Raw genomic sequence first — 19106 nt, forward strand, 5'->3', positions numbered from 1 at the left:
CGGCCTGCGCCGCGCGGGCGCGGCAAGCCGATGCCCGAAACGCATCACCGGAAGCGGCGGCCTCAGCCAGCCCTGGGCTTGAGCCTCACGATCACTTCAACGCGGCTCACCTCCATGCCCTCTGGCAGGGCCGGCAGCTGCGCCACAGTGATGGCGTCGGACGGCACGTCGATCATGCGGTCCTCGCCCTCGATGTAGAAGTGATGGTGGTCGGAGGGGTTGGTGTCGAAATAGGTCTTGGCGCCATCGACCGCGAGTTCGCGCAGCAGGCCGGCCTGGGTGAACTGGTGGAGCGTGTTGTAGACGGTTGCCAGCGAAACCGGCACGCGGGCCCGCATGGCTTCCTCATACAGGATTTCGGCGCTGACATGCCGGTCGCCCTTGGCGAAGAGCAGCCAACCCAGCGAGGTGCGCTGGCGCGTCGGCCTCAGGCCGACCCCGCGAAGCTTCTCGCGCAGGGAGTGCACCGGGCAGCCGGCCAGGGAGCGCCGCATCGCGGGCGCCGTGCCGTGCTCGTCATGTGTCGCCTTCGTCATCGTCGGTCGTGTCCGCAGAATCGTGCCGGGGCGCAGGCCCCGCATCATGTCAACATATTCGTCCGGCCCTCGCACTTCAATCAAGGATAACTACGTCCTGTTGACGCGCCGGCCTTTCCGCCGCCGTCGGCGGATGGTAGGCGTCGCAGTACGTCGGCGTTCATGTTCGATCCGACGTGCGACGAGACTTGTGTGGGACGCTATGGAACGGCAATCGAGCTTCACCTACGAAGAAATCCTGTCCTGCGGACGCGGGCAGCTGTTCGGCATGGGCAATGCCCAGCTTCCGCTGCCGCCCATGCTTATGTTCGACAGGATCACGAGCATCACCGAAACGGGCGGCGCGCATGGCAAGGGCATGGTCGTGGCCGAGCTCGACGTGAAGCCGGACCTGTGGTTCTTCCCCTGCCATTTCCAGGGCGATCCGGTGATGCCGGGCTGCCTTGGCGTCGATGCGCTCTGGCAACTCACCGGCTTCTTCCTCGGCTGGCTCGGCCTGCCCGGCCGCGGCCGGGCGCTGGGCGTCGGCGAGGTCAAGTTCGCCGACCAGGTTCTGCCGACCAACAAGAAGGTCGTCTACGGCGTCGAATTCAAGCGGGTCTTCAAGTCCAAGCTCGTGCTCGGCATCGCCGACGGCTGGCTGGAGGCCGATGGCAAGCGCATCTACACCACCACGGACATGCGGGTCGGCCTTTTCAAGCCCGACGGCGCCTGAGCTGCGCCATCGCGCGCCTTGCCTGTCGTTCTGCGGCTTTGTGGCCTTGAATTGGTCCTGGGGCGCTTGCAGTTAAGGTCAGGGCGCGGCATGACGCGGCCAACACGATCCCTGCTTGCGGCTTCACCGCCGTCACCTGCTCTGGAGTCCTTCACATGAAGCGCGTCGTCGTCACCGGGATGGGCATCGTCTCGTCCATCGGCAACAACACGCAGGAGGTTCTCTCCTCGCTGCAAGAGGCGCGTTCGGGCATCCGCACCGAAACCGACTTCATGACCCATGGCTTCCGCAGCCAGGTCGCAGGCCGACCCACGCTGGATCCGGCCTCGATGGTGGACCGGCGCGCCATGCGCTTCCACGGCGGCGGCTCGGCCTGGAATCATGTCGCCATGGATCAGGCCATCCTCGACGCCGGCCTCGAGCAGGGCGAGGTCAGCCATGAACGCACCGGCATCATCATGGGCTCGGGCGGCCCGTCCACCATTGCGCTGATCGAAGCCTACGAGAAGGCCAAGGAAAGCGGCAATTCCAAGCGCGTCGGCCCCTTCGCCGTGCCCAAGGCCATGAGCTCCACCGCGTCCGCAACGCTGGCCACCTGGTTCAAGATCAAGGGCGTGAACTATTCGATCAGCTCCGCCTGCGCCACCTCGAACCATTGCATCGGCAACGCCTACGAGATGATCCAGTATGGCAAGCAGGATGTGATGTTCGCTGGCGGCTGCGAGGAGCTGGACTGGACGCTGTCGGTCCTCTTCGACGCCATGGGCGCCATGTCGACCAAGTACAACGACACGCCCTCGACAGCCTCGCGCGCCTATGATGCGAACCGCGACGGCTTCGTCATCGCCGGCGGCGCCGGGGTCGTGGTGCTGGAAGAGCTCGAGCATGCCCGCGCGCGCGGCGCGAAGATCTATGCCGAGATCGTCGGATACGGCGCCACGTCGGATGGCTACGACATGGTCGCCCCCTCCGGCGAAGGCGCGGTGCGCTGCATGAAGCAGGCGCTGGCCACCTGGCAGGGCAAGGTCGACTACATCAACCCGCATGGCACATCCACCCCGGTGGGTGACGCCAAGGAGATCGAGGCCATCCGCGAGGTTTTCGGCGGGGCCGACAGCTCGCCGCTCATCTCGGCCACCAAGTCGCTGACAGGTCACTCGCTGGGCGCGACGGGCGTGCAGGAGGCGATCTATTCGCTGCTGATGCTCAACAATGATTTCGTCTGCAAGAGCGCGCACATTGAGGAACTGGACCCCGCCTTCGCGGACATGCCGATCGTGCGCGAGAGGGTCGACAACGCCGGCCTCGGCTGCGTCCTCTCCAACAGCTTCGGATTCGGCGGCACCAACGCCACCATCGTGATGAAGCGGCTGGAAGCCTGAACCATGCAGCTCATGTCCGGCAAGCGCGGCCTCGTCATGGGTGTCGCCAATCAGAACTCGATCGCCTGGGGCATCGCGTCGATGCTGGCGAAGCACGGCGCCGAGTGCGCCTTCACCTATCAGGGCGAGGCGCTGGGCAAGCGCGTCAAGCCGCTGGCCGAGAGCATCGGATCAAGGCTCGTCCTGCCCTGCGATGTCGAGGACATCGCCTCGGTCGATGCGCTGTTCGACAGGCTGAGGGCGGAATGGGGCGAACTCGATTTCATCGTCCACGCGATCGGCTTCTCCAACAAGGACGAGCTCAAGGGTCGCTATGCCGACACCAGCCGGGACAATTTCTCCCGTACCATGGTGATTTCCTGCTTCTCCTTCACCGAGGTGGCGAAGCGGGCCGCAGCGCTGATGCCTCATGGCGGCGCGATGATCACGCTGACCTATGGCGGATCGATGCGGATCATGCCGAACTACAATGTCATGGGCGTGGCCAAGGCGGCGCTGGAAGCGTCGGTGCGCTATCTCGCCAATGATTTCGGCCCGCAGGGCATCCGCGTCAACGCGCTGTCGCCCGGCCCTGTCCGCACCCTCGCCGGCGCCGGCATCGCCGATGCGCGGGCGATGTATTCCTGGCAGCGCGCCAACGCGCCGCTGCGCAAGTCGGTCAGCCTCGAGGAGATCGGCGGCTCGGCGCTGTATTTTCTTTCGGGTCTGTCCGGCGGCGTCACGGGCGAGATCCACCACATCGACGCGGGCTTCCACATGATGTCGATGCCAACTCTCGACGTGCTCAAGACCGTGGAGCTGAAGGGCGACGAGGCCTGAGCCAGCCGCTTCGTGCAGGCTCAATTCCGGGTGAAGAAGGTCAGGGGCACCTTTCCCTTCTCTCCGATAAGGCACAGGAAGCGGCTCGGCGTGTCAGATTTGTTGGTCTGGAGATACGGCTCGCCGATGATGACGCGCTTGATGGGCGTGTCCTCGACCATGGTGTCGGCGGCGGCGATGGTCAGCACGTCCTCGTCGAAACAGATGTCCTTGATGCTCGCGTCGTCTTGCAGGCGCCCAGCTCATTGCTGGCCGGCGCGGGGCTGTTGGGCGACAGCGTGGTCAGGGCGAGGCCGGCGCTGGCGAACGCCAGCGCGCAGCAACCCGCAGCGTAGGCGGCGGAACGGATGAAGCCTGTCATGATCGTATCCCCGGGATGAGGCTCTCAGGCCAACGCCTCGTGACGCGGCATGTTCTGACGCGCGGTGCCTGTGTTCAGAGCCCAAGTTTCTTTTTGCGCTGGCCGAGCGTGCGCAGCCTCAGCGCGTTGAGCTTGATGAAGCCCGCCGCGTCGCGGTGGTCATAGGCGACGGCGCCTTCCTCGAAGGTGACGAGATCCTGATCATAGAGTGAATAAGCGCTCATCCGGCCGATGACGATGGTGTTGCCCTTGTAGAGCTTGAGCCGCACCGTTCCGGTGACATGCTCCTGGCTCTTGTCGATCAGCGCCTGCAGCATCTCGCGCTCGGGGCTGAACCAGAAGCCGTTGTAGATCAGCTCGGCATATTTCGGCATCAGCTCCTCCTTGAGGTGCGCTGCGCCGCGATCGAGCGTGATGCTCTCGATGGCGCGGTGCGCCACATGCAGGATGGTCCCGCCCGGCGTCTCGTACATGCCGCGGCTCTTCATGCCCACGAAGCGGTTCTCGACCAGATCGAGCCGGCCGATGCCGTTGATCTTGCCGAGCCGGTTGAGCTCGGCCAGCAGCGTGGCGGGGGAGAGCGCCTTGCCGTTGATGCCGACGGCGTCGCCGCTATGGAAGTCGATGGTGATGATGGTCGGCGTGTCGGGCGCGGTCTCCGGCCCGTCGGTGCGCGAATAGACGTAATCGGGCACCTCCTGCGCCGGGTCCTCCAGCACCTTGCCCTCGGATGAGGCGTGCAGCAGGTTTGCGTCAACCGAGAAGGGCGCCTCCCCGCGCTTGTCCCTGGCGATGGGGATCTGGTGGCTTTCGGCGAAGGCGATGAGTTGCTCGCGCGATCGCAGGTCCCATTCGCGCCAGGGTGCGATGATGGTGATGTCGGGCTTGAGCGCGTAATAGCCCAGCTCGAACCGGACCTGGTCATTGCCCTTGCCGGTCGCGCCATGGGAAACGGCATCCGCGCCGACCATTTCGGCGATCTCGATCTGCCGCTTGGCGATCAGCGGACGCGCGATGGAGGTGCCGAGCAGGTAGACGCCCTCGTAGAGCGCGTTCGCCCGGAACATCGGAAAGACATAATCCTTGACGAAGGTCTCGCGCAGGTCGTCCATGAAGATGTTTTCAGGCTTTATTCCCAGCAAGAGCGCCTTGTCCCGCGCCGGTCCCAGTTCCTCTCCCTGACCCAGGTCCGCCGTGAAGGTGACGACCTCGCAACCATAGGTGGTCTGCAGCCACTTGAGGATGATCGAGGTGTCCAGCCCGCCCGAATAGGCGAGCACGACTTTGTTCACGCGCTTGGATGTCGTCATGGCTTGGTCTTCCGGAAGGGCCGCCAGGGTCGCCGGCGGCGCGGGGATGATCGTGCCCGTGCGGTAGCCGATGCTGCATCCGGGCGCAATATCGCCGGCTGCCATGCACCCCTTGCGGAGCGTGCAGGGAAGCCTAGAGTCTGAGACGAATCGCACGAGGCAGGAATGTCCATACGCCCCACTCTGGACTTCTGGTATGATTTCGCCTCGACCTATTCCTATCTGTCCGCGATGCGGATCGAACAGATGGCAGATGAGGCAGGCATCGTCCTGCGCTGGCGGCCGTTTCTGTTGGGGCCGATATTCGCCGCGCAAGGCTGGAACAATTCGCCCTTCAATCTTTTCCCGGCGAAGGGGAAGTACATGTGGCGCGACCTGGAGCGCCGCTGTGTCAAGCTCGGGCTTCCGCTCAAGCGCCCCGTGCCCTTTCCGCAGAATTCGCTAAGCGCGGCCCGCGTCGCCCTGGCCGGGCGCGAGGCGGGCTGGACGCCCGCTTTCTCGCGCGCCTGCTTCAACGCCTCGTTCGGGGAAGGTCGCTCCATCCAGGACGAGCCTGTGGTGGTCGAGGCCCTTCGCGCCGCTGGCGTCGACGCCCAGGGAGCCATCAGCGCCTCCAAGAGCGAGGAAATCAAGGGCCGCCTGAAGGCCGAGACGGAGCTGGCGAAATCGCTCGGGATCTTCGGCGCCCCGGCTTTCGTGACACCTGATGGCGAGCTGTTCTGGGGAGATGACCGGCTCGAGGAGGCCATCGACTGGGTCAGGCCCTGAAGTGCGCTCAGCCGCCGTCCGGAGCGGCGATGGCTTCGGGCCTGAACCGGTAGACCGTCGAGCAGAATTCGCACGTGACCTGCACCGAGCCGTCATCGGCCACCATGGCGGCCCTGTCGTCGGCTGAGAAGCGGCGCAGCATGGTGAGGATGCTGGCTTCCGAGCAGCGGCATTGCTCGCGCAGGCTCGCCGCCTCGAACACACGTGCGCCGTGCTCATGGAAGAGGCGGTAGATCAGCCGCTCGCTTTCCAGCATCGGATCGACCAGTTCGTGGTCCTCCACCGTCTCGACGAGCGCCCTGGCCTCGGCCCAGGCGTCATCCTCGACGCCATCGGCATCGCGCGCGGGCGCCGCCTGGCCGCCGGGGTCGTCGCCAGGGTGGAGGTCCTGCTGCTTCTGCCGCTCGGGCGAGCTGGGCAGGAACTGCACCAGAATTCCCCCCGCCCGCCAGCTCTCGCCCTGCGAGCCGACGACGCGCGCCGTGGCGAGCCTGAGCCGCGTCGGGATCTGCTCCGATTGCCGGAAATAGCGGTGGCCGGCTTCCTCCAGCCCGTCAGCCCCGTCGAGTTGCACAAGTCCCTGGTAGCGCGAGGCGTGGCTGCCCTGGTCGATGGTCATGCCGAGATAACCCTCGCCTAGCAGCTGCGCGGTGCTGGTGCGCTGCGCCGCCACCGCCTCGGCAAGGCGGCCGCCATCGAAGCGGGCCACGGCGCGGATGCGGTCGGGGGCGTCGAAATCGACAACCAGCATCTCGATCGGACCGTCCGACTTGGTCTGGAGCTGGAAGCGCCCATCGAATTTCAGCGAGGCGCCCAGAAGCGCGGTCAGCGCCGCAGCCTCGCCAAGCACCCGCGCCACCGGTTCGGGGTAGCCATGGCGGTGCAGGATCGTGTCGAGGGCAGGGCCGAGGCGCACCACGCGGCCGCGCACGTCGAGCGCTTCCACGGTGAACGGCAGCACGCGGTCGTCAAGGCTGGCGTCGGCCATCATGGCCGCGCCTGGGGAGAGCATGTCAGTCATGGATCAGGCCTGGATCTGGCCGAAGCACCAGGCGAGAATCGCCTTCTGCGCATGCAGCCGGTTTTCCGCCTCGTCATAGACCACCGATTGGGGCCCATCCATGACCGCGTCCGTCACTTCCTCGCCGCGCGTGGCGGGCAGGCAATGCATGAACACGGCCTTGTCGCTGGCGCGCGCCATCAGGGGCTCGTTGACCTGGTAGGGCCGAAGCAGATTGTGCCGGTTGCCCTCCTTGTCGCCCATGGACACCCAGCAATCGGTGATGACGCAATCGGCGCCCTCGACCGCTTCCTCGGGACGGGTGGTCAGCTTGAGACGCGCCCCGTTGTCGCTTGCCCAGCGCACAAGCGGGGCCGGCGGCGCCAGTTCCGCGGGCGTCGCCACATGCAGTTCGAAATCGAAGCGGCCCGCCGCGTGGATCCAGGAGGTCAGCACATTGTTGCTGTCCCCGGTCCAGGCGATCTTGCGGCGGTGAAGCGGTCCGCAATGTTCCTCGAAGGTCATCATGTCGGCCATGACCTGGCACGGATGCGAGGTCTTGGTGAGCCCGTTGATCACCGGCACCGTGGCGTGGCTGGCGAAGTCGTGCAGCTGGCCATGGTCGAGGATGCGGATCATGATCGCGTCGACATAGCGCGAGAACACGCGCGCCGTGTCGGCCACGCTCTCGCGCTCGCCCAGCTCGATCTCGCGACCTGTCACCATCATCGGCGAGCCGCCAAGTTCGCGGATGCCTACCTCGAAGGAGGCGCGCGTGCGCAAGGATGGCTGGTCGAAGATCATCGCCACGACCTTGCCGTCCAGCGGCATGTCGGCCGTCGCCGCAGGGGTGCGGCGACGGGCCTTGATGGCGCGCCCGGCGTCGAGCATCGCCCTGAGCTGCGGGCCGGAGAAATCCGACAGGTCGAGAAAATGCCGCATCACCATGTTCGCCCGTTCATTCCGCCGCAGGGCGCTGCAGGTCGGCCTCGACCGTCCGGGCCGCCTGTTCCAGCCGCGCCATGGCCTCGACAAGCTCGTCCTCGGTGATGGTGAGCGGCGGGATCAGGCGCACCACATTGTCACCGGCGCCGACCGAGAGCAGGCCCGCCTTGCGCGCGGCGGCCTGGAACGCGGTGTTCGGAACGCGGCACTTCACGCCGACCAGCAAGCCTTGGCCGCGCACGCCCTCGATCACGGTGGGGTGACTGTCGGCGAAGGCGGCGAGCTTCTGCCTGAAGGAGATCGCGACGGCGTTGACATGGTCCAGGAAGCCGTCGGCCAGCACCACGTCGAGCACCGCGTTGCCGACCGCCATGGCCAGCGGATTGCCGCCGAAGGTTGTGCCGTGCGTTCCGGCCGTCATGCCGATGGCGGCAGCCTCGGTGGCGAGGCAGGCCCCCATGGGAAAGCCGCCGCCGATGCCCTTGGCGATCGACATGATGTCGGGGGTGATGCCGCTCCATTCATGCGCGAAGAGCTTGCCCGTGCGGCCAACCCCGGTCTGGACCTCGTCCATGATCAGCAGCAGGCCATGTTCGTCGCACAGCGCGCGCAGGCCACGCAGGCACTGGTTGGGCACCAGGCGCAACCCGCCCTCGCCCTGGATCGGTTCGATCATGATCGCGGCCGTTTCGGGGCCGATGGCGGCCCTGAGCGCGTCATGATCGCCGAACGGCACCTGGTCAAAGCCCTCGACCTTCGGCCCGAAGCCTTCGAGATATTTCGCCTGCCCGCCAGCGGCGATGGTTGCCAGCGTGCGGCCGTGGAAGGCGCCCTCGAAGGTGATGATGCGGAAGCGCTCCGGATGGCCATGGGCGGAGTGATACTTCCGCGCCATCTTGATCGCGGCCTCATTGGCTTCCGCGCCCGAATTGCAGAAGAACACCGTGTCCGCGAAGGTGCTGGCGATAAGCCTCTCGGCGAGGCGCTTGCCCTCGGGCATCTGGTAGAGGTTCGAGGTGTGCCAGAGCTTCGCCGCCTGGTCCTGCAGCGTCCTGACCAGATGCGGGTGGGAATGGCCCAGCGAATTGACGGCGATGCCGGAGCCGAAATCGAGGAAGCGCTCGCCGGTGGTGGCGATCAGCCAGGGGCCTTCGCCCCGTTCAAAGGCGACGTCGGCGCGGGCATAGGTGGGAAGAATCGGAGAGATCACGGGAAAAGGTCCTCTTGAAGACACGCATGGCGCGGGCGGCGCCGGTCGGGGTCATCGGGCAAGCGTTAGCGGCGCCGGGCGCATCCGCGCCGGCATCCCCCCGCCGTCATCGTCGCTCGCGCGACGGGCACCCTGTCCAGACCAACCTTTTCATAAGCCCTGACCTTGCGGTGAATCCCCAAAATCAAACGCCGCCAGCTGGGGCCGACGGCAAGTATTCTTATGCGGTTTGCCGGGCTGGCTGTCAATCAACCCCCCCCGGCGGAAAGCCTTGCGAGGGGCCTCAGCCGCGCCGCAAGCCGTGGATCCAGCCGACAAGCCCGGCTGTCGAGCCATCGCGGCCTTCCGCGCTTTCGGCACCCTCGATCACACCCTGCAGGCCCGTCGCCAGTTCCTTGCCGAGCTCCACGCCCCACTGGTCGAAGGCGTTGATGTCCCAGATCGCCGCCTCGACGAAGACGCGGTGCTCGTAGAGCGACACGATGCGGCCGAAGGTGAACGGGTCAAGCTTGCGGTAGAGCAGCATGGTGGACGGCCTGTTGCCGGGGAAGACACGGTGGGGCGCCAGACGGTCGATCTCGCCTTGCGAAAGGCCGCGGGCGGCGAGCTGCGCCTTCGCCTCGTCGAGGGTCCGGCCCTTCATCAGCGCTTCGGCCTGCGCCAGCGCATTGGCGGAAAGGATGGCATGGTGGTGCGCCAGATCCGGTTCGTGCCCTTCCGCCGCCAGCAGGAACTCCGCCGGAACCGGCTCGGTGCCCTGGTGCATGAGCTGCATGAAGGCGTGCTGTCCGTTGGTGCCCGGCTCGCCCCAGACCACCGGGCCGGTGCTGCGCCCCACGGCCGCGCCCGACAGCGTCACCCGCTTGCCGTTCGATTCCATGTCGAGCTGTTGCAGATAGGCCGGCAGCCGCGCCAGCCTCTGGTCATAGGGCAGTACGGCGCGCGTGGCGTGGCCGCAGGCATTGCGGTGCCAGATGCCGACGAGGCCCAGCAGAACGGGCAGGTTGTCGGCCAGCGGCGCGGTGCGGAAATGCTCATCCATGGCATGGGCGCCGTCCAGCATGTCGGCGAAGCGCTGCGGCCCGATCGCCAGCATCACCGGCAGGCCCACCGCAGACCACAGCGAGTAGCGGCCGCCTACCCAGTCCCAGAAGCCGAACACCCGGTCCGGCGCGATGCCGAAGGCGGCTACCTTGTCGAGCGCGGTCGAGACGGCGCAGAAATGCGAGGCCACCGCCTCCTCCCCGAGCGCCGCCACCAGCCAGCGCCGGGCGGATGCGGCATTGGTCATGGTCTCGACCGTGGTGAAGGTCTTGGATGCCACGATCAGGAGCGTCCGGGCCGGATCGAGCCCCGCCAGGCTGTCGGCAAGGTGCGCGCCATCGATGTTGGAGATGAAGTGCGTGCGCGGACCGTCCGCATACGGCGCCAGCGCCAGCGTCGCCATCACGGGGCCGAGATCCGATCCGCCTATGCCGATGTTGACCACATCCGTGAAGGGCTTGCCGTCATGGGCCACGATCGAGCCGGAGCGCACGCCTTCGCTGAAGACGCCCAGCGCGGCCAGCACGTCGTTGACGTCCGGCATCACGTCCCGCCCGGCGATCATCACGGGGCAGCCCGACCGGTTGCGCAGGGCCGTGTGCAGCACCGCCCGCCCTTCGGTGGCGTTGATGGCGTCGCCGCGGAACATGGCCTCGCGCCTGGCCTCGAACCCGGACGCGCGCGCCAGATCGAGCAGCCGGCGAAGCGATGCCTGGGTCAGGCTCGTCTTGGAGACATCGAGCAGCATGTCGTCGAAGCGCCGCGAGAACCGGTCGAAGCGCGCCGGGTCTTCTTCAAACAGGGTCCGCATCGAGAGCGTCGCCGCAGCCTGACCGAGGTCCTCAAGGTCGCGCCAGATCATGTCCAGTGTCATCGCTGCCTCATTGTTGCGCGCCGTCATCTTCTATCCCGCCGCGCCGGCCCTCGCCAACCTCCATCGCGCGGATCGCGCTCACAGCACCGAGCCCGGATTGAGGATGCCGGACGGATCGAGCGTCGCCTTGATGGCGCGCATCATCGCCAGCTCCACCGGATCCTTGACCGAAGCCAGCAGATGCCGCTTGAGCCGGCCGATGCCGTGCTCGGCCGAGATCGAGCCGCCGAACTCACGGACCAGCCCATGCACGGCCTCATTCATGTCGCCCCACAAGGCGAGGAACGCCTCCTTGTCCGCGCCGACCGGCTGCGAGACGTTGAAGTGGATGTTGCCGTCGCCAAGGTGGCCGAAGGGCAGCGGCCGGCAGCCCGGCGCCATCGCCTCGACCAGCGCGATGCCGCGCGCCAGAAAGGCCGGCACGCTCGCAACCGGCACCGAGACATCATGCTTGATCGATCCGCCCTCGTAGCCCTGAACCTCGCTCATCGCCTCGCGGATGCGCCAGAGCGCGCGCCGTTGCGCCTCTGAGGCCGCGATCGCGGCATCTGTGACGAGGCCCTGCTCCAGCGCGGTTTCAAGCAGCGTTTCCAGCGTGGCGTCGAGGCCGGCGGCACGCGGCGATGACAGCTCCATCAGCACCATCCAGGGCGAAGGCGCCGACAATGGGTCACGTGCACCGGCGGCATGGCGCACCACGACCTCGAGCCCGAAGCGCGGCATCAGCTCGAAGGTGGTCAGCGCCGGGCCCGCCTCCGCCTTGACGAGGTTGAGCAGCGCCAGCGCCCGCCCCGGGTCGGGCACGGCAAGAAACGCGGTGGCCCGTGACTGCGGCCTGGGAAACAGCTTCAGCGACGCGGCGGTGATGATGCCGAGCGTGCCCTCCGCGCCGATGAAGAGGTTCTTGAGGTCATAGCCCGTATTGTCCTTGCGCAGCGTGCGCAGGCCGTTCCATATGCGCCCGTCGGCCAGCACTACCTCGAGGCCTAGGCACAGATCCCTGGCATTGCCATAGGCGATCACGGCCGTCCCGCCAGCATTGGTCGAGAGATTGCCGCCGATGGTGCAGCTGCCCTCTGAAGCCAGCGAGAGCGGGAACAGCCGCCCTGCGGCATCAGCGGCCTCCTGCACCCGCTGCAGCGTGACCCCTGCCTCGACGATGATGGTGTCGCTGGAGGGCTCCACGGCCCGCACCTTGTCCATGCGCGCCAGCGACAGGATGATCTCGCGGCCCTCGGCCACGGGGATCTGGCCGCCCACCAGCCCGGTGTTGCCGCCCTGCGGCACGATGGGCGTGCCGGTTTGATGCGCCAGCGACAGGATGGCCGCGACCTCGCCAGTGCTGGCTGGCTTGACGACGGCGCTTGCGCGGCCCTTGAAAAGATTGCGCCATTCCTTGAGGTGCGGAGCCATGTCAGCCTCGGCGGTCAGCACCTGCCGCGCGCCGACGATCTGCGACAGGCTTTCGAGAAGAGCGCTCATCTCACCTCCTGGCGGCCCTGGGCCTCGCCTTCGACAGGATGCCGACCAGCTCGACATGGGCCGAATGGCGAAACTGGTCGACCGGGGTCACGCTGTCGAGCTGGTATCCGCCCTTCAGAAGCAGGGCGGCATCACGCGCGAAGCTGCCGACATCGCACGAGATGTAGGCGATGCGCGGCACGGACGATTGCGCGAGCTGCACGCATTGCGCCTCGGACCCAGCCCGCGGCGGATCGAGCACGACGGCATCGAAGCCCTTGAGCTCCAGCGGCAGCAGCGGACGCCGGAACAGGTCGCGGCGCTCGGTCAGGACGCGCCGAAGGCCCGGCGTGGCGCGCGCGGCCTTGTCGAGCGCAACCAGCGCGGCCTCCTCGCTTTCATAGGCGGTGACCTCCGCCGTCTCGGCAAGGCGCAGCGCGAAGGGGCCCGAGCCCGCGAACAGGTCCGCCACCCGCTTGGCGCCGGCCACCGCTTCCATGGCGAGCCGGCCCAGAAGAGCCTCGCCCGCGAGCGTGGGCTGCAGGAAGCCGCCCGGCGGGATCGTCACCAGAGCCCGCCCCATGCGCTGGGTAGGCTCGCGCCGCGCCACGATGGTGTCTCCATGGATGGACAGTCGCGCCAGGTCGAGCTGGCTCGCCAGCTGCGTCAGCCCGATGCGCTGCTTCTCGCTCGGCGGGCCGTTGCCGCGCACGTCGACGTCGAGCCCGTTCTCCGTCGCCGTGACGAGGATGGTGAGCGGCTTGGCCGAGGCCGCCAGGGCTCCGGTCAAGGCGGTGGCGATGGCCGGCGCACGGGCCAGCCTTGCCTCGAGGATGGGGCAGTGATCGATGGCGATCAGCTCGTGGCTGCGCGCCCGCATGAAGCCCGCGAGCGATTCCGCCTCGCGCCGCCTGCCGTGAAGCGTCACCCGCCGGCGTCCCTCGCCATGGCCGTCGAGTAGCGGGTTGATCGTGGCGGCGATGCCGGCGCGCTCCAGCGCCTGCGCCACCAGCCCGCGCTTCCATTCGGCTTGGAGGGCGGGGCTGGCATGCTGGATGACGCAGCCGCCGCAGGCCCCGAAAAAACGGCAGATCGGCGCCGTGCGCTCGGGAGAGGCGGTGAGGATGGCGCCAGGCTCGGGCGCCTCGCCATCGCCGGCGGCCTCCACCACTTCGCCCGGCAGCGCGCCCGTCACGAAGCCGGCCTCCCGGCCTGCCTCGTCCTGGGCGATGCCGTCGCCACGCGCGCCGAGCCGTTCGATGACGAGCCTGCGCGGGCCGGGGGCGGAAAGCGGGCCGGAAAGTGGGCGGGGAAGCGCCAAGGGGAAGCCTCTCAAGGTGATGACGGATGTCTGCGCTTCGCCTATCAGGTTCGGCGGGCGCCGGAAACGCCCAACAGGGAGATACGTGGCATGACCATCAGGAACGGCGTGATCGAGGCCATCGGCAACACTCCGCTCATCGCCCTGCGCCGCGCGTCCGAGGCCACGGGCTGCCGCATCCTGGGCAAGGCCGAGTTCATGAACCCCGGCCAGTCGATCAAGGACCGGGCCGCGCTCGCCATCATCCGCGATGCCGAGGCGCGCGGCGCGCTCAGGCCGGGCGGCGTCATCGTCGAAGGCACGGCCGGCAACACCGGCATCGGACTTGCGCTCCTGGGCAACGCGCTGGGCTATCGCACGGTGATCGTGATCCCGCAGACCCAGAGCCAGGAGAAGAAGGACATGATCCGCCTGGCCGGCGCAGAGCTGATAGAGGTTCCGGCCGTGCCCTTCGCCAATCCGAACAACTATGTGAAGGTTTCAGGCCGGCTCGCTGAAGCGCTGGACAAGGTCACGCCCGCCGGCGTCGTCTGGGCCAACCAGTTCGACAATCTCGCCAATCGCGAGGGCCATGCCGCCACCACAGGGCCGGAAATCTGGGAGCAGACGGGCGGCGATGTCGACGGCTTCATCTGCGCGGTGGGCACGGGAGGCACGCTTGCGGGCGTCGCCAAGGCCCTGAGGGCGTTGAAGCCCGATGTGGTCATCGGCCTTGCCGATCCGCTCGGCGCGGCCCTGCATGCCTACTACACCACCGGCACGCTCAAGGCGGAGGGTTCCTCCATCACCGAAGGCATCGGGCAGGGGCGCATCACCGCCAATCTCGACGGCTTCCGGCCGGATGCGTCCTTCCAGATTCCGGATGAGGAGGCGCTGCCGGTGGGCTTCGACCTCCTTGAGCATGAGGGCCTGTGCGTGGGCGGATCGGCGGCGGTCAACGTCGCCGGGGCCATCCGCCTTGCCCGGCATCTCGGGCCGGGCCGCACCATCGTCACCATCCTGTGCGACTATGGCACGCGCTACCGTTCAAAGCTGTTCGACCCCGCCTTCCTGCGCGGGAAGGGCCTGCCGGCGCCGCGCTGGCTGGAGCGGGGGCCGGGCATCGACCCTGCCATCCTGGGTTCAGTCCTCGGCGATTGACGTCGAGCCAGCGACGGTCTGCCGCCTCACCTGCTCACGTCTTGGCGATCTGCCCCCGCAGCGCGGCGATCTCGGCCCGCAATGCCTTGAGTTCGGCGGCGATCATTTCGGCATCATGGGCCGGATGCGTCAGTTTGGGCGCCTCCGAGGCCGTGACCTCGTCAAGCGCCGTCACGACGACGCCAATGAACAGGTTCAGCACCATGAAGGCGCTGAGCACCATGAACAGCATGACGAAAAGCCACCCCCATGTGTGGCCCTTCTCGACCAGCGGCTTGACGATGCCGTTGGACCAGTCGTCGAAGGTCATGGACTGGAACAGAGTGTAGGCTGTCGTGCCGATGGAGCCGAACAACTCGGGGTTGGTCTCGCCGAAGAGCTTGGTGCCCATCACGGCGAACACGTAATAGACCAGAACCAGCAGCAGGCCGATCGACCCCATGCCCGGCAGCGCGCCGATCAGGCCCGCGACGACCTTGCGCAGCGATGGCACGATGGTGATCAGCCTCAGCGCGCGCAGCACGCGCAGGGCCCGCAGCACCGACAGTGATTCCGAGGTCGGCACCAGAGCGATGCCGATCACGAACAGGTCGAACAGGCTCCACGGATCGCGGAAGAAGGCGCCGCGCTTGACGAACATGCGGGCCGCCAGCTCCACCACGAAGATGGCGAGAATGATGCGGTCCAACGCGATCAGCAGCGGCCCGTAAGCGTCCATGACTGGCTTGGATGTCTCGAGCCCAAGCGTGATGGCGTTGATGATGATGAGGATCATCACCGCCCGCTCGGTGGCCGGATGGTTGATGATGGGGGCAAGGAAGGCAGTCATGGCGAGGTCCGTCGGCGGCATTGATTCGCTGCGCCGCAAACTGGGGCCTGGCCTGCAAAAATCAACGGCGGCCTTGGCGGCCGCCGTTGTTAATCTGGGGACAGAAGGAAAGCGCAGCCCCTTCAAAGCCCTTCGAACAGCGCGCTCGAGATGTAGCGCTCGGCGAAGGAGGGGATGATGATGACGATGTTCTTGCCCTCCATGCCCGGCCGGCTGGCGAGTTCGAGCGCCCCCGCCACGGCCGCGCCGGAGGAAATGCCGCCGGGAACACCTTCGAGGCGCGCCAGCAGCCGCGCCGTCTCGAAGGCCGTCTGGTTGCCCACCGTCACCACCTCGTCGATCACGGAGCGGTCGAGCACGTTGGGCACGAAGCCCGCGCCGATGCCCTGGATCTTGTGCGGCCCCGCCTGGCCTCCGGACAGCACCGGGCTGTCCTCGGGCTCCACGGCAACGATCCTGAGCGCCGGCTTGCGGGCCTTCAGCACCTGGCCCACGCCGGTGATGGTGCCGCCTGTGCCGACGCCGGAAACAAAATAGTCGATCTCGCCCCTGGTGTCGTTCCAGATCTCCTCCGCCGTGGTGCGGCGATGGATCTCGGGGTTCGAGGGGTTCTCGAACTGCCCGGCGATGATGGCGCCGGGGATTTCCGCCTGAAGCTCATGGGCACGGGCCAGGGCACCGCGCATGCCCTGCGGTCCTGGCGTCAGCACCAGCTCCGCGCCGAGCAGCGCCAGCATCTTGCGCCGCTCCAGCGACATGGTCTCGGGCATGACAAGAACCATGCGGTAGCCGCGCGCAGCCGCCACGAAAGCGAGTGCGATCCCGGTGTTGCCGGACGTGGCCTCGATCAGCGTCCCGCCTGCCTTGAGCCGGCCGGACGCCTCAAGCGCATCAACCATGCTGACGCCGATCCGGTCCTTGACGCTGGCGATCGGGTTGAAGAACTCGAGCTTGGCCAGAAGATTGGCCTTGATGCCGCGCTCGGCGCCGATGCGCCTGAGCCGGACGATGGGCGTGTCGCCGATCGTGTCAGTGATCGAATCATAGATGAGGCCGCGCCCGGGGGGCTTTGCGTCTGGCGTGTGCGCTGTGGACATGGAACTCTCCTTCCGTAGAGGAGAGTTAAGCGCGACTCCGTTATTTTACAAGAGAAATCGCGAATTGAAATAATTCACATTTCAAATCGTGAAATCTGCCGTCATGCCGTCCAGGCCGAAGACGCGCTGCTTTTCGGCATTCTTGCACAAGTCCTCGACCGTGATGCCGTCGAGCCTCGTCAGGAAGGCCTCGCCCGCGGCGCGGACCTCCGGCCCCACGATTTCGTCGACCAGGCGTGAATGGGGCAGGGGCGGCAGGTCATCCTCTCCGGTGGCCGACATGGCGGCGCGCACCACATCGCCAGCGGTGATGCGGCGGCGCTCCCGCGCCAGCTCATAGCCGCCGCGCGGCCCGCGCACGCCCTTGAGGATGCCATGGCGGACCAGCGCCTGCAGCACCGTCTCCAGATGCCGGGGCGGCAGATCGTGGCGCGCCGCCAGCATCTTGGCCGAAACCGGAAGGGGGCGGGCGTGGAGGGCGATGTCGACGACGGCTGCGATGGACAGAAGGCTGCGGCGCGAAAGCAGGATCATGCTGGAAAGACACCTTTGCTATGGACGGACGACGTGGCAAGCGACCCGCTTCTCAGCCCCCCAGTCCGGTCGAGCCGAACCCGCCTGTCCCGCGCGGAGTCCGGTCGAGGCTGGAGACCTCGATCAGGACCGCGCGCGAAACCGGCGCGAGAACAAGTTGCGCGATCCTGTCACCCCGGCGCAACTCGAACGAGTCAGGCCCGAGATTGACCAGGATCACATTGATTTCACCCCGATAGTCCGCATCGATGGTTCCGGGGCTGTTCAGCACCGTCACCCCATGCTTGACGGCCAGCCCCGAGCGCGGCCGGACCTGCGCTTCGAAGCCTGGAGGAATCTGGAGCGCGATGCCTGTCGGGACAAGGACCCGCTCGCCGCTTCGCAGCGTGACGCTTTCGCCTGCTGGGATCGCCGCCCGCAGATCGAGCCCTGCCGCCTGCCCCGAGGCATAATCCGGCAGGGCCAGCCCGGCGCCATGCGGCAGCCTCAGCAGCTTCAGGGGAACTGGATCGGCGCCGGTCATGTCGCGCGTGGATCGAGCGTGGCCATGTGCAGCACAAGCCGCCGGGCCACTTCGTCCTTGCTCAGGATCGGCCAGGATGTCACGCCGGCGGCGCTGACCAGATGCACGGCGTTCGCGTCGCCGCCCATCACGCCGCCCGCGATGCCGGAGCCCGACAGGCTGACATCATTGGCGACGATGAGGTCGCAGCCCTTGCGCGCGAGCTTGGCCCTCGCGTTGTCGATGACCGCCTCGGTCTCGGCGGCGAAGCCGATCACCAGCGGCGGCCGGCCGGCGCCCTGCTGTGCGATGATGGCCAGGATGTCCGGATTTGGCGTCAGCACCAGGGATGGCGCCTCGCCCCGGTCCTTCTTGAGTTTCCGCCCCGCGCTGTTCTGCACCCGCCAATCCGCCACCGCGGCGGCGAAGATCGCGATGTCGGCCGGCAGCGCGGCCTCGACCGCGGCAAGCATCTCGTTGGCGGTCTCGACATGGACCGTGGTGACGCCGGCGGGATCGCCAAGGGTCACGGGGCCGCTGATCAGCGTCACCTGCGCGCCCGCCCTTGCCGCCGCTTCGGCGATGGCGTGGCCCTGCTTTCCGGACGAACGGTTGGCGATGTAGCGCACCGGGTCGATCGGCTCATGCGTCGGCCCGGATGTGACCAGCACATGCCGGCCCGACAGGGGCCTGGCCTCCGGCGCAAGCATGGCCTCGATCGCGGCGACGATCTCGGAGGGCTCGGCCATGCGGCCCGGCCCATATTCGCCGCAGGCCATGTCGCCCTCGTTGGGGCCGACCACGCTCACGCCGTCGGCGACAAGCGTGGCGAGGTTGCGCTGCGTTGCCGGATGCAGCCACATCCGCACGTTCATCGCGGGCGCGATCAGCACGCGCTTGTCGGTCGCCAGCAGGGCCGTGGCGGCGAGGTCGCTGGCCTGGCCGCCCGCCATCCGCGCGATGAGGTCGGCCGTGGCGGGGGCGGCGACGACAAGATCGGCGGCGCGCGAGAGCTGGATGTGACCCATCTGCACCTCGTCGGTCAGCGAGAACAGGTCGTCATGGACCTTCTCCCCGGAAAGCGCCGCGATGGAGAGCGGCGTCACGAATTGCGCGCCTGCCCGGGTCAGGATGGTGCGCACATGGCCGCCGCGCTTCTTCACCTCGCGGATCAGTTCGAGCGATTTGTAGGCCGCGATGCCGCCGCCGATGATGATCAGGATGGTCTTGCCATGAAGCATGGGGTCGTTTCTGCCGG

Annotated in this window: 19 protein-coding genes; 5 read left to right on the forward strand and 14 right to left on the reverse strand. The window is 67.3% G+C overall.

Translation table 11 applies throughout. The annotated features are described in order from the left end of the window. Positions 1 to 62: 62 nt before the first annotated feature. Positions 63 to 536 (reverse strand): transcriptional repressor, encoded by a 474-nt coding sequence (locus HEQ16_05505; protein MCO4053501.1) that lies wholly within the window; start codon positions 534 to 536, stop codon positions 63 to 65. Between the two features lie 202 nt (positions 537 to 738). Between HEQ16_05505 and fabA the strand changes: the two genes are divergently transcribed. The 3 genes from fabA to fabI all read left to right on the forward strand — a co-directional run bounded on the left by fabA (position 739) and on the right by fabI (position 3452). Further along, a complete protein-coding gene (fabA, locus tag HEQ16_05510) occupies positions 739 to 1251 on the forward strand; it encodes a 3-hydroxyacyl-[acyl-carrier-protein] dehydratase FabA (protein ID MCO4053502.1) in 513 nt (170 codons plus the stop codon). 155 nt (positions 1252 to 1406) lie between these two features. Beyond that, entirely contained in the window at positions 1407 to 2633 is a 1227-nt protein-coding gene (gene fabB, locus HEQ16_05515; protein MCO4053503.1) for a beta-ketoacyl-ACP synthase I, read from the forward strand. A gap of 12 nt (positions 2634 to 2645) precedes the next feature. Continuing rightward, a complete protein-coding gene (gene fabI, locus HEQ16_05520) occupies positions 2646 to 3452 on the forward strand; it encodes an enoyl-ACP reductase FabI (GenBank protein MCO4053504.1) in 807 nt (268 codons plus the stop codon). Between the two features lie 20 nt (positions 3453 to 3472). Here fabI and HEQ16_05525 read toward each other — a convergent pair whose 3' ends face one another. Together HEQ16_05525 and HEQ16_05530 are read right to left on the reverse strand one after the other, a co-directional pair. After that, positions 3473 to 3640 carry a hypothetical protein gene (locus tag HEQ16_05525; protein ID MCO4053505.1) on the reverse strand — a complete coding sequence of 56 codons (168 nt, stop codon included), beginning with the start codon at positions 3638 to 3640 and terminating at the stop codon, positions 3473 to 3475. 247 nt (positions 3641 to 3887) lie between these two features. Next, positions 3888 to 5123, reverse strand: coding sequence for an argininosuccinate synthase (locus HEQ16_05530; protein MCO4053506.1), 1236 nt, complete (start codon positions 5121 to 5123; stop codon positions 3888 to 3890). A 165-nt stretch (positions 5124 to 5288) separates the two neighbouring features. On the opposite strand from HEQ16_05530, the gene HEQ16_05535 reads away from it, so the two are divergent. Then, positions 5289 to 5891 carry a 2-hydroxychromene-2-carboxylate isomerase gene (locus HEQ16_05535; GenBank protein ID MCO4053507.1) on the forward strand — a complete coding sequence of 201 codons (603 nt, stop codon included), beginning with the start codon at positions 5289 to 5291 and terminating at the stop codon, positions 5889 to 5891. Between the two features lie 7 nt (positions 5892 to 5898). Here HEQ16_05535 and HEQ16_05540 read toward each other — a convergent pair whose 3' ends face one another. The 6 genes from HEQ16_05540 to HEQ16_05565 form a co-directional block, all read right to left on the reverse strand. Beyond that, entirely contained in the window at positions 5899 to 6903 is a 1005-nt protein-coding gene (locus HEQ16_05540; protein ID MCO4053508.1) for an Hsp33 family molecular chaperone, read from the reverse strand. A gap of 12 nt (positions 6904 to 6915) precedes the next feature. Beyond that, positions 6916 to 7839: an ornithine carbamoyltransferase gene (argF, locus tag HEQ16_05545; GenBank protein MCO4053509.1), complete on the reverse strand. Its 924-nt coding sequence runs from the start codon at positions 7837 to 7839 to the stop codon at positions 6916 to 6918. A 10-nt stretch (positions 7840 to 7849) separates the two neighbouring features. Then, complete coding sequence (locus tag HEQ16_05550; protein ID MCO4053510.1) at positions 7850 to 9046, reverse strand: aspartate aminotransferase family protein; 1197 nt, start codon at positions 9044 to 9046, stop codon at positions 7850 to 7852. A gap of 283 nt (positions 9047 to 9329) precedes the next feature. Further along, positions 9330 to 10964, reverse strand: a complete 1635-nt coding sequence (gene pgi, locus HEQ16_05555) for a glucose-6-phosphate isomerase (GenBank protein MCO4053511.1) — start codon at positions 10962 to 10964, stop codon at positions 9330 to 9332. 78 nt (positions 10965 to 11042) lie between these two features. After that, positions 11043 to 12446 (reverse strand): FAD-binding oxidoreductase, encoded by a 1404-nt coding sequence (locus HEQ16_05560; protein MCO4053512.1) that lies wholly within the window; start codon positions 12444 to 12446, stop codon positions 11043 to 11045. A gap of 1 nt (position 12447) precedes the next feature. Further along, positions 12448 to 13746 (reverse strand): class I SAM-dependent RNA methyltransferase, encoded by a 1299-nt coding sequence (locus tag HEQ16_05565; GenBank protein MCO4053513.1) that lies wholly within the window; start codon positions 13744 to 13746, stop codon positions 12448 to 12450. A gap of 90 nt (positions 13747 to 13836) precedes the next feature. Between HEQ16_05565 and HEQ16_05570 the strand changes: the two genes are divergently transcribed. After that, the gene (locus HEQ16_05570) at positions 13837 to 14886 is read left to right on the forward strand and encodes a cysteine synthase A (protein ID MCO4053514.1); all 1050 of its coding nucleotides are present in this window, start codon (positions 13837 to 13839) and stop codon (positions 14884 to 14886) included. Positions 14887 to 14920: 34 nt separating this feature from the next. Here the strand turns inward: HEQ16_05570 and HEQ16_05575 are convergent, their stop codons facing one another. The 5 genes from HEQ16_05575 to coaBC form a co-directional block, all read right to left on the reverse strand. Then, a complete protein-coding gene (locus tag HEQ16_05575; protein ID MCO4053515.1) occupies positions 14921 to 15715 on the reverse strand; it encodes an ion transporter in 795 nt (264 codons plus the stop codon). Between the two features lie 122 nt (positions 15716 to 15837). After that, entirely contained in the window at positions 15838 to 16812 is a 975-nt protein-coding gene (gene cysK / locus HEQ16_05580; protein ID MCO4053516.1) for a cysteine synthase A, read from the reverse strand. A gap of 81 nt (positions 16813 to 16893) precedes the next feature. Further along, the gene (locus HEQ16_05585) at positions 16894 to 17346 is read right to left on the reverse strand and encodes an Rrf2 family transcriptional regulator (GenBank protein ID MCO4053517.1); all 453 of its coding nucleotides are present in this window, start codon (positions 17344 to 17346) and stop codon (positions 16894 to 16896) included. Positions 17347 to 17398: 52 nt separating this feature from the next. Then, positions 17399 to 17869 (reverse strand): dUTP diphosphatase, encoded by a 471-nt coding sequence (gene dut / locus HEQ16_05590; protein MCO4053518.1) that lies wholly within the window; start codon positions 17867 to 17869, stop codon positions 17399 to 17401. Further along, positions 17866 to 19089, reverse strand: coding sequence for a bifunctional phosphopantothenoylcysteine decarboxylase/phosphopantothenate--cysteine ligase CoaBC (gene coaBC / locus HEQ16_05595; protein MCO4053519.1), 1224 nt, complete (start codon positions 19087 to 19089; stop codon positions 17866 to 17868). Before coaBC ends, dut begins: the two co-directional genes overlap by 4 nt. Positions 19090 to 19106: the final 17 nt, after the last annotated feature.

The organism is Bosea sp. (in: a-proteobacteria), assembly GCA_023910605.1.
Classification (GTDB): domain Bacteria; phylum Pseudomonadota; class Alphaproteobacteria; order Rhizobiales; family Beijerinckiaceae; genus Allobosea.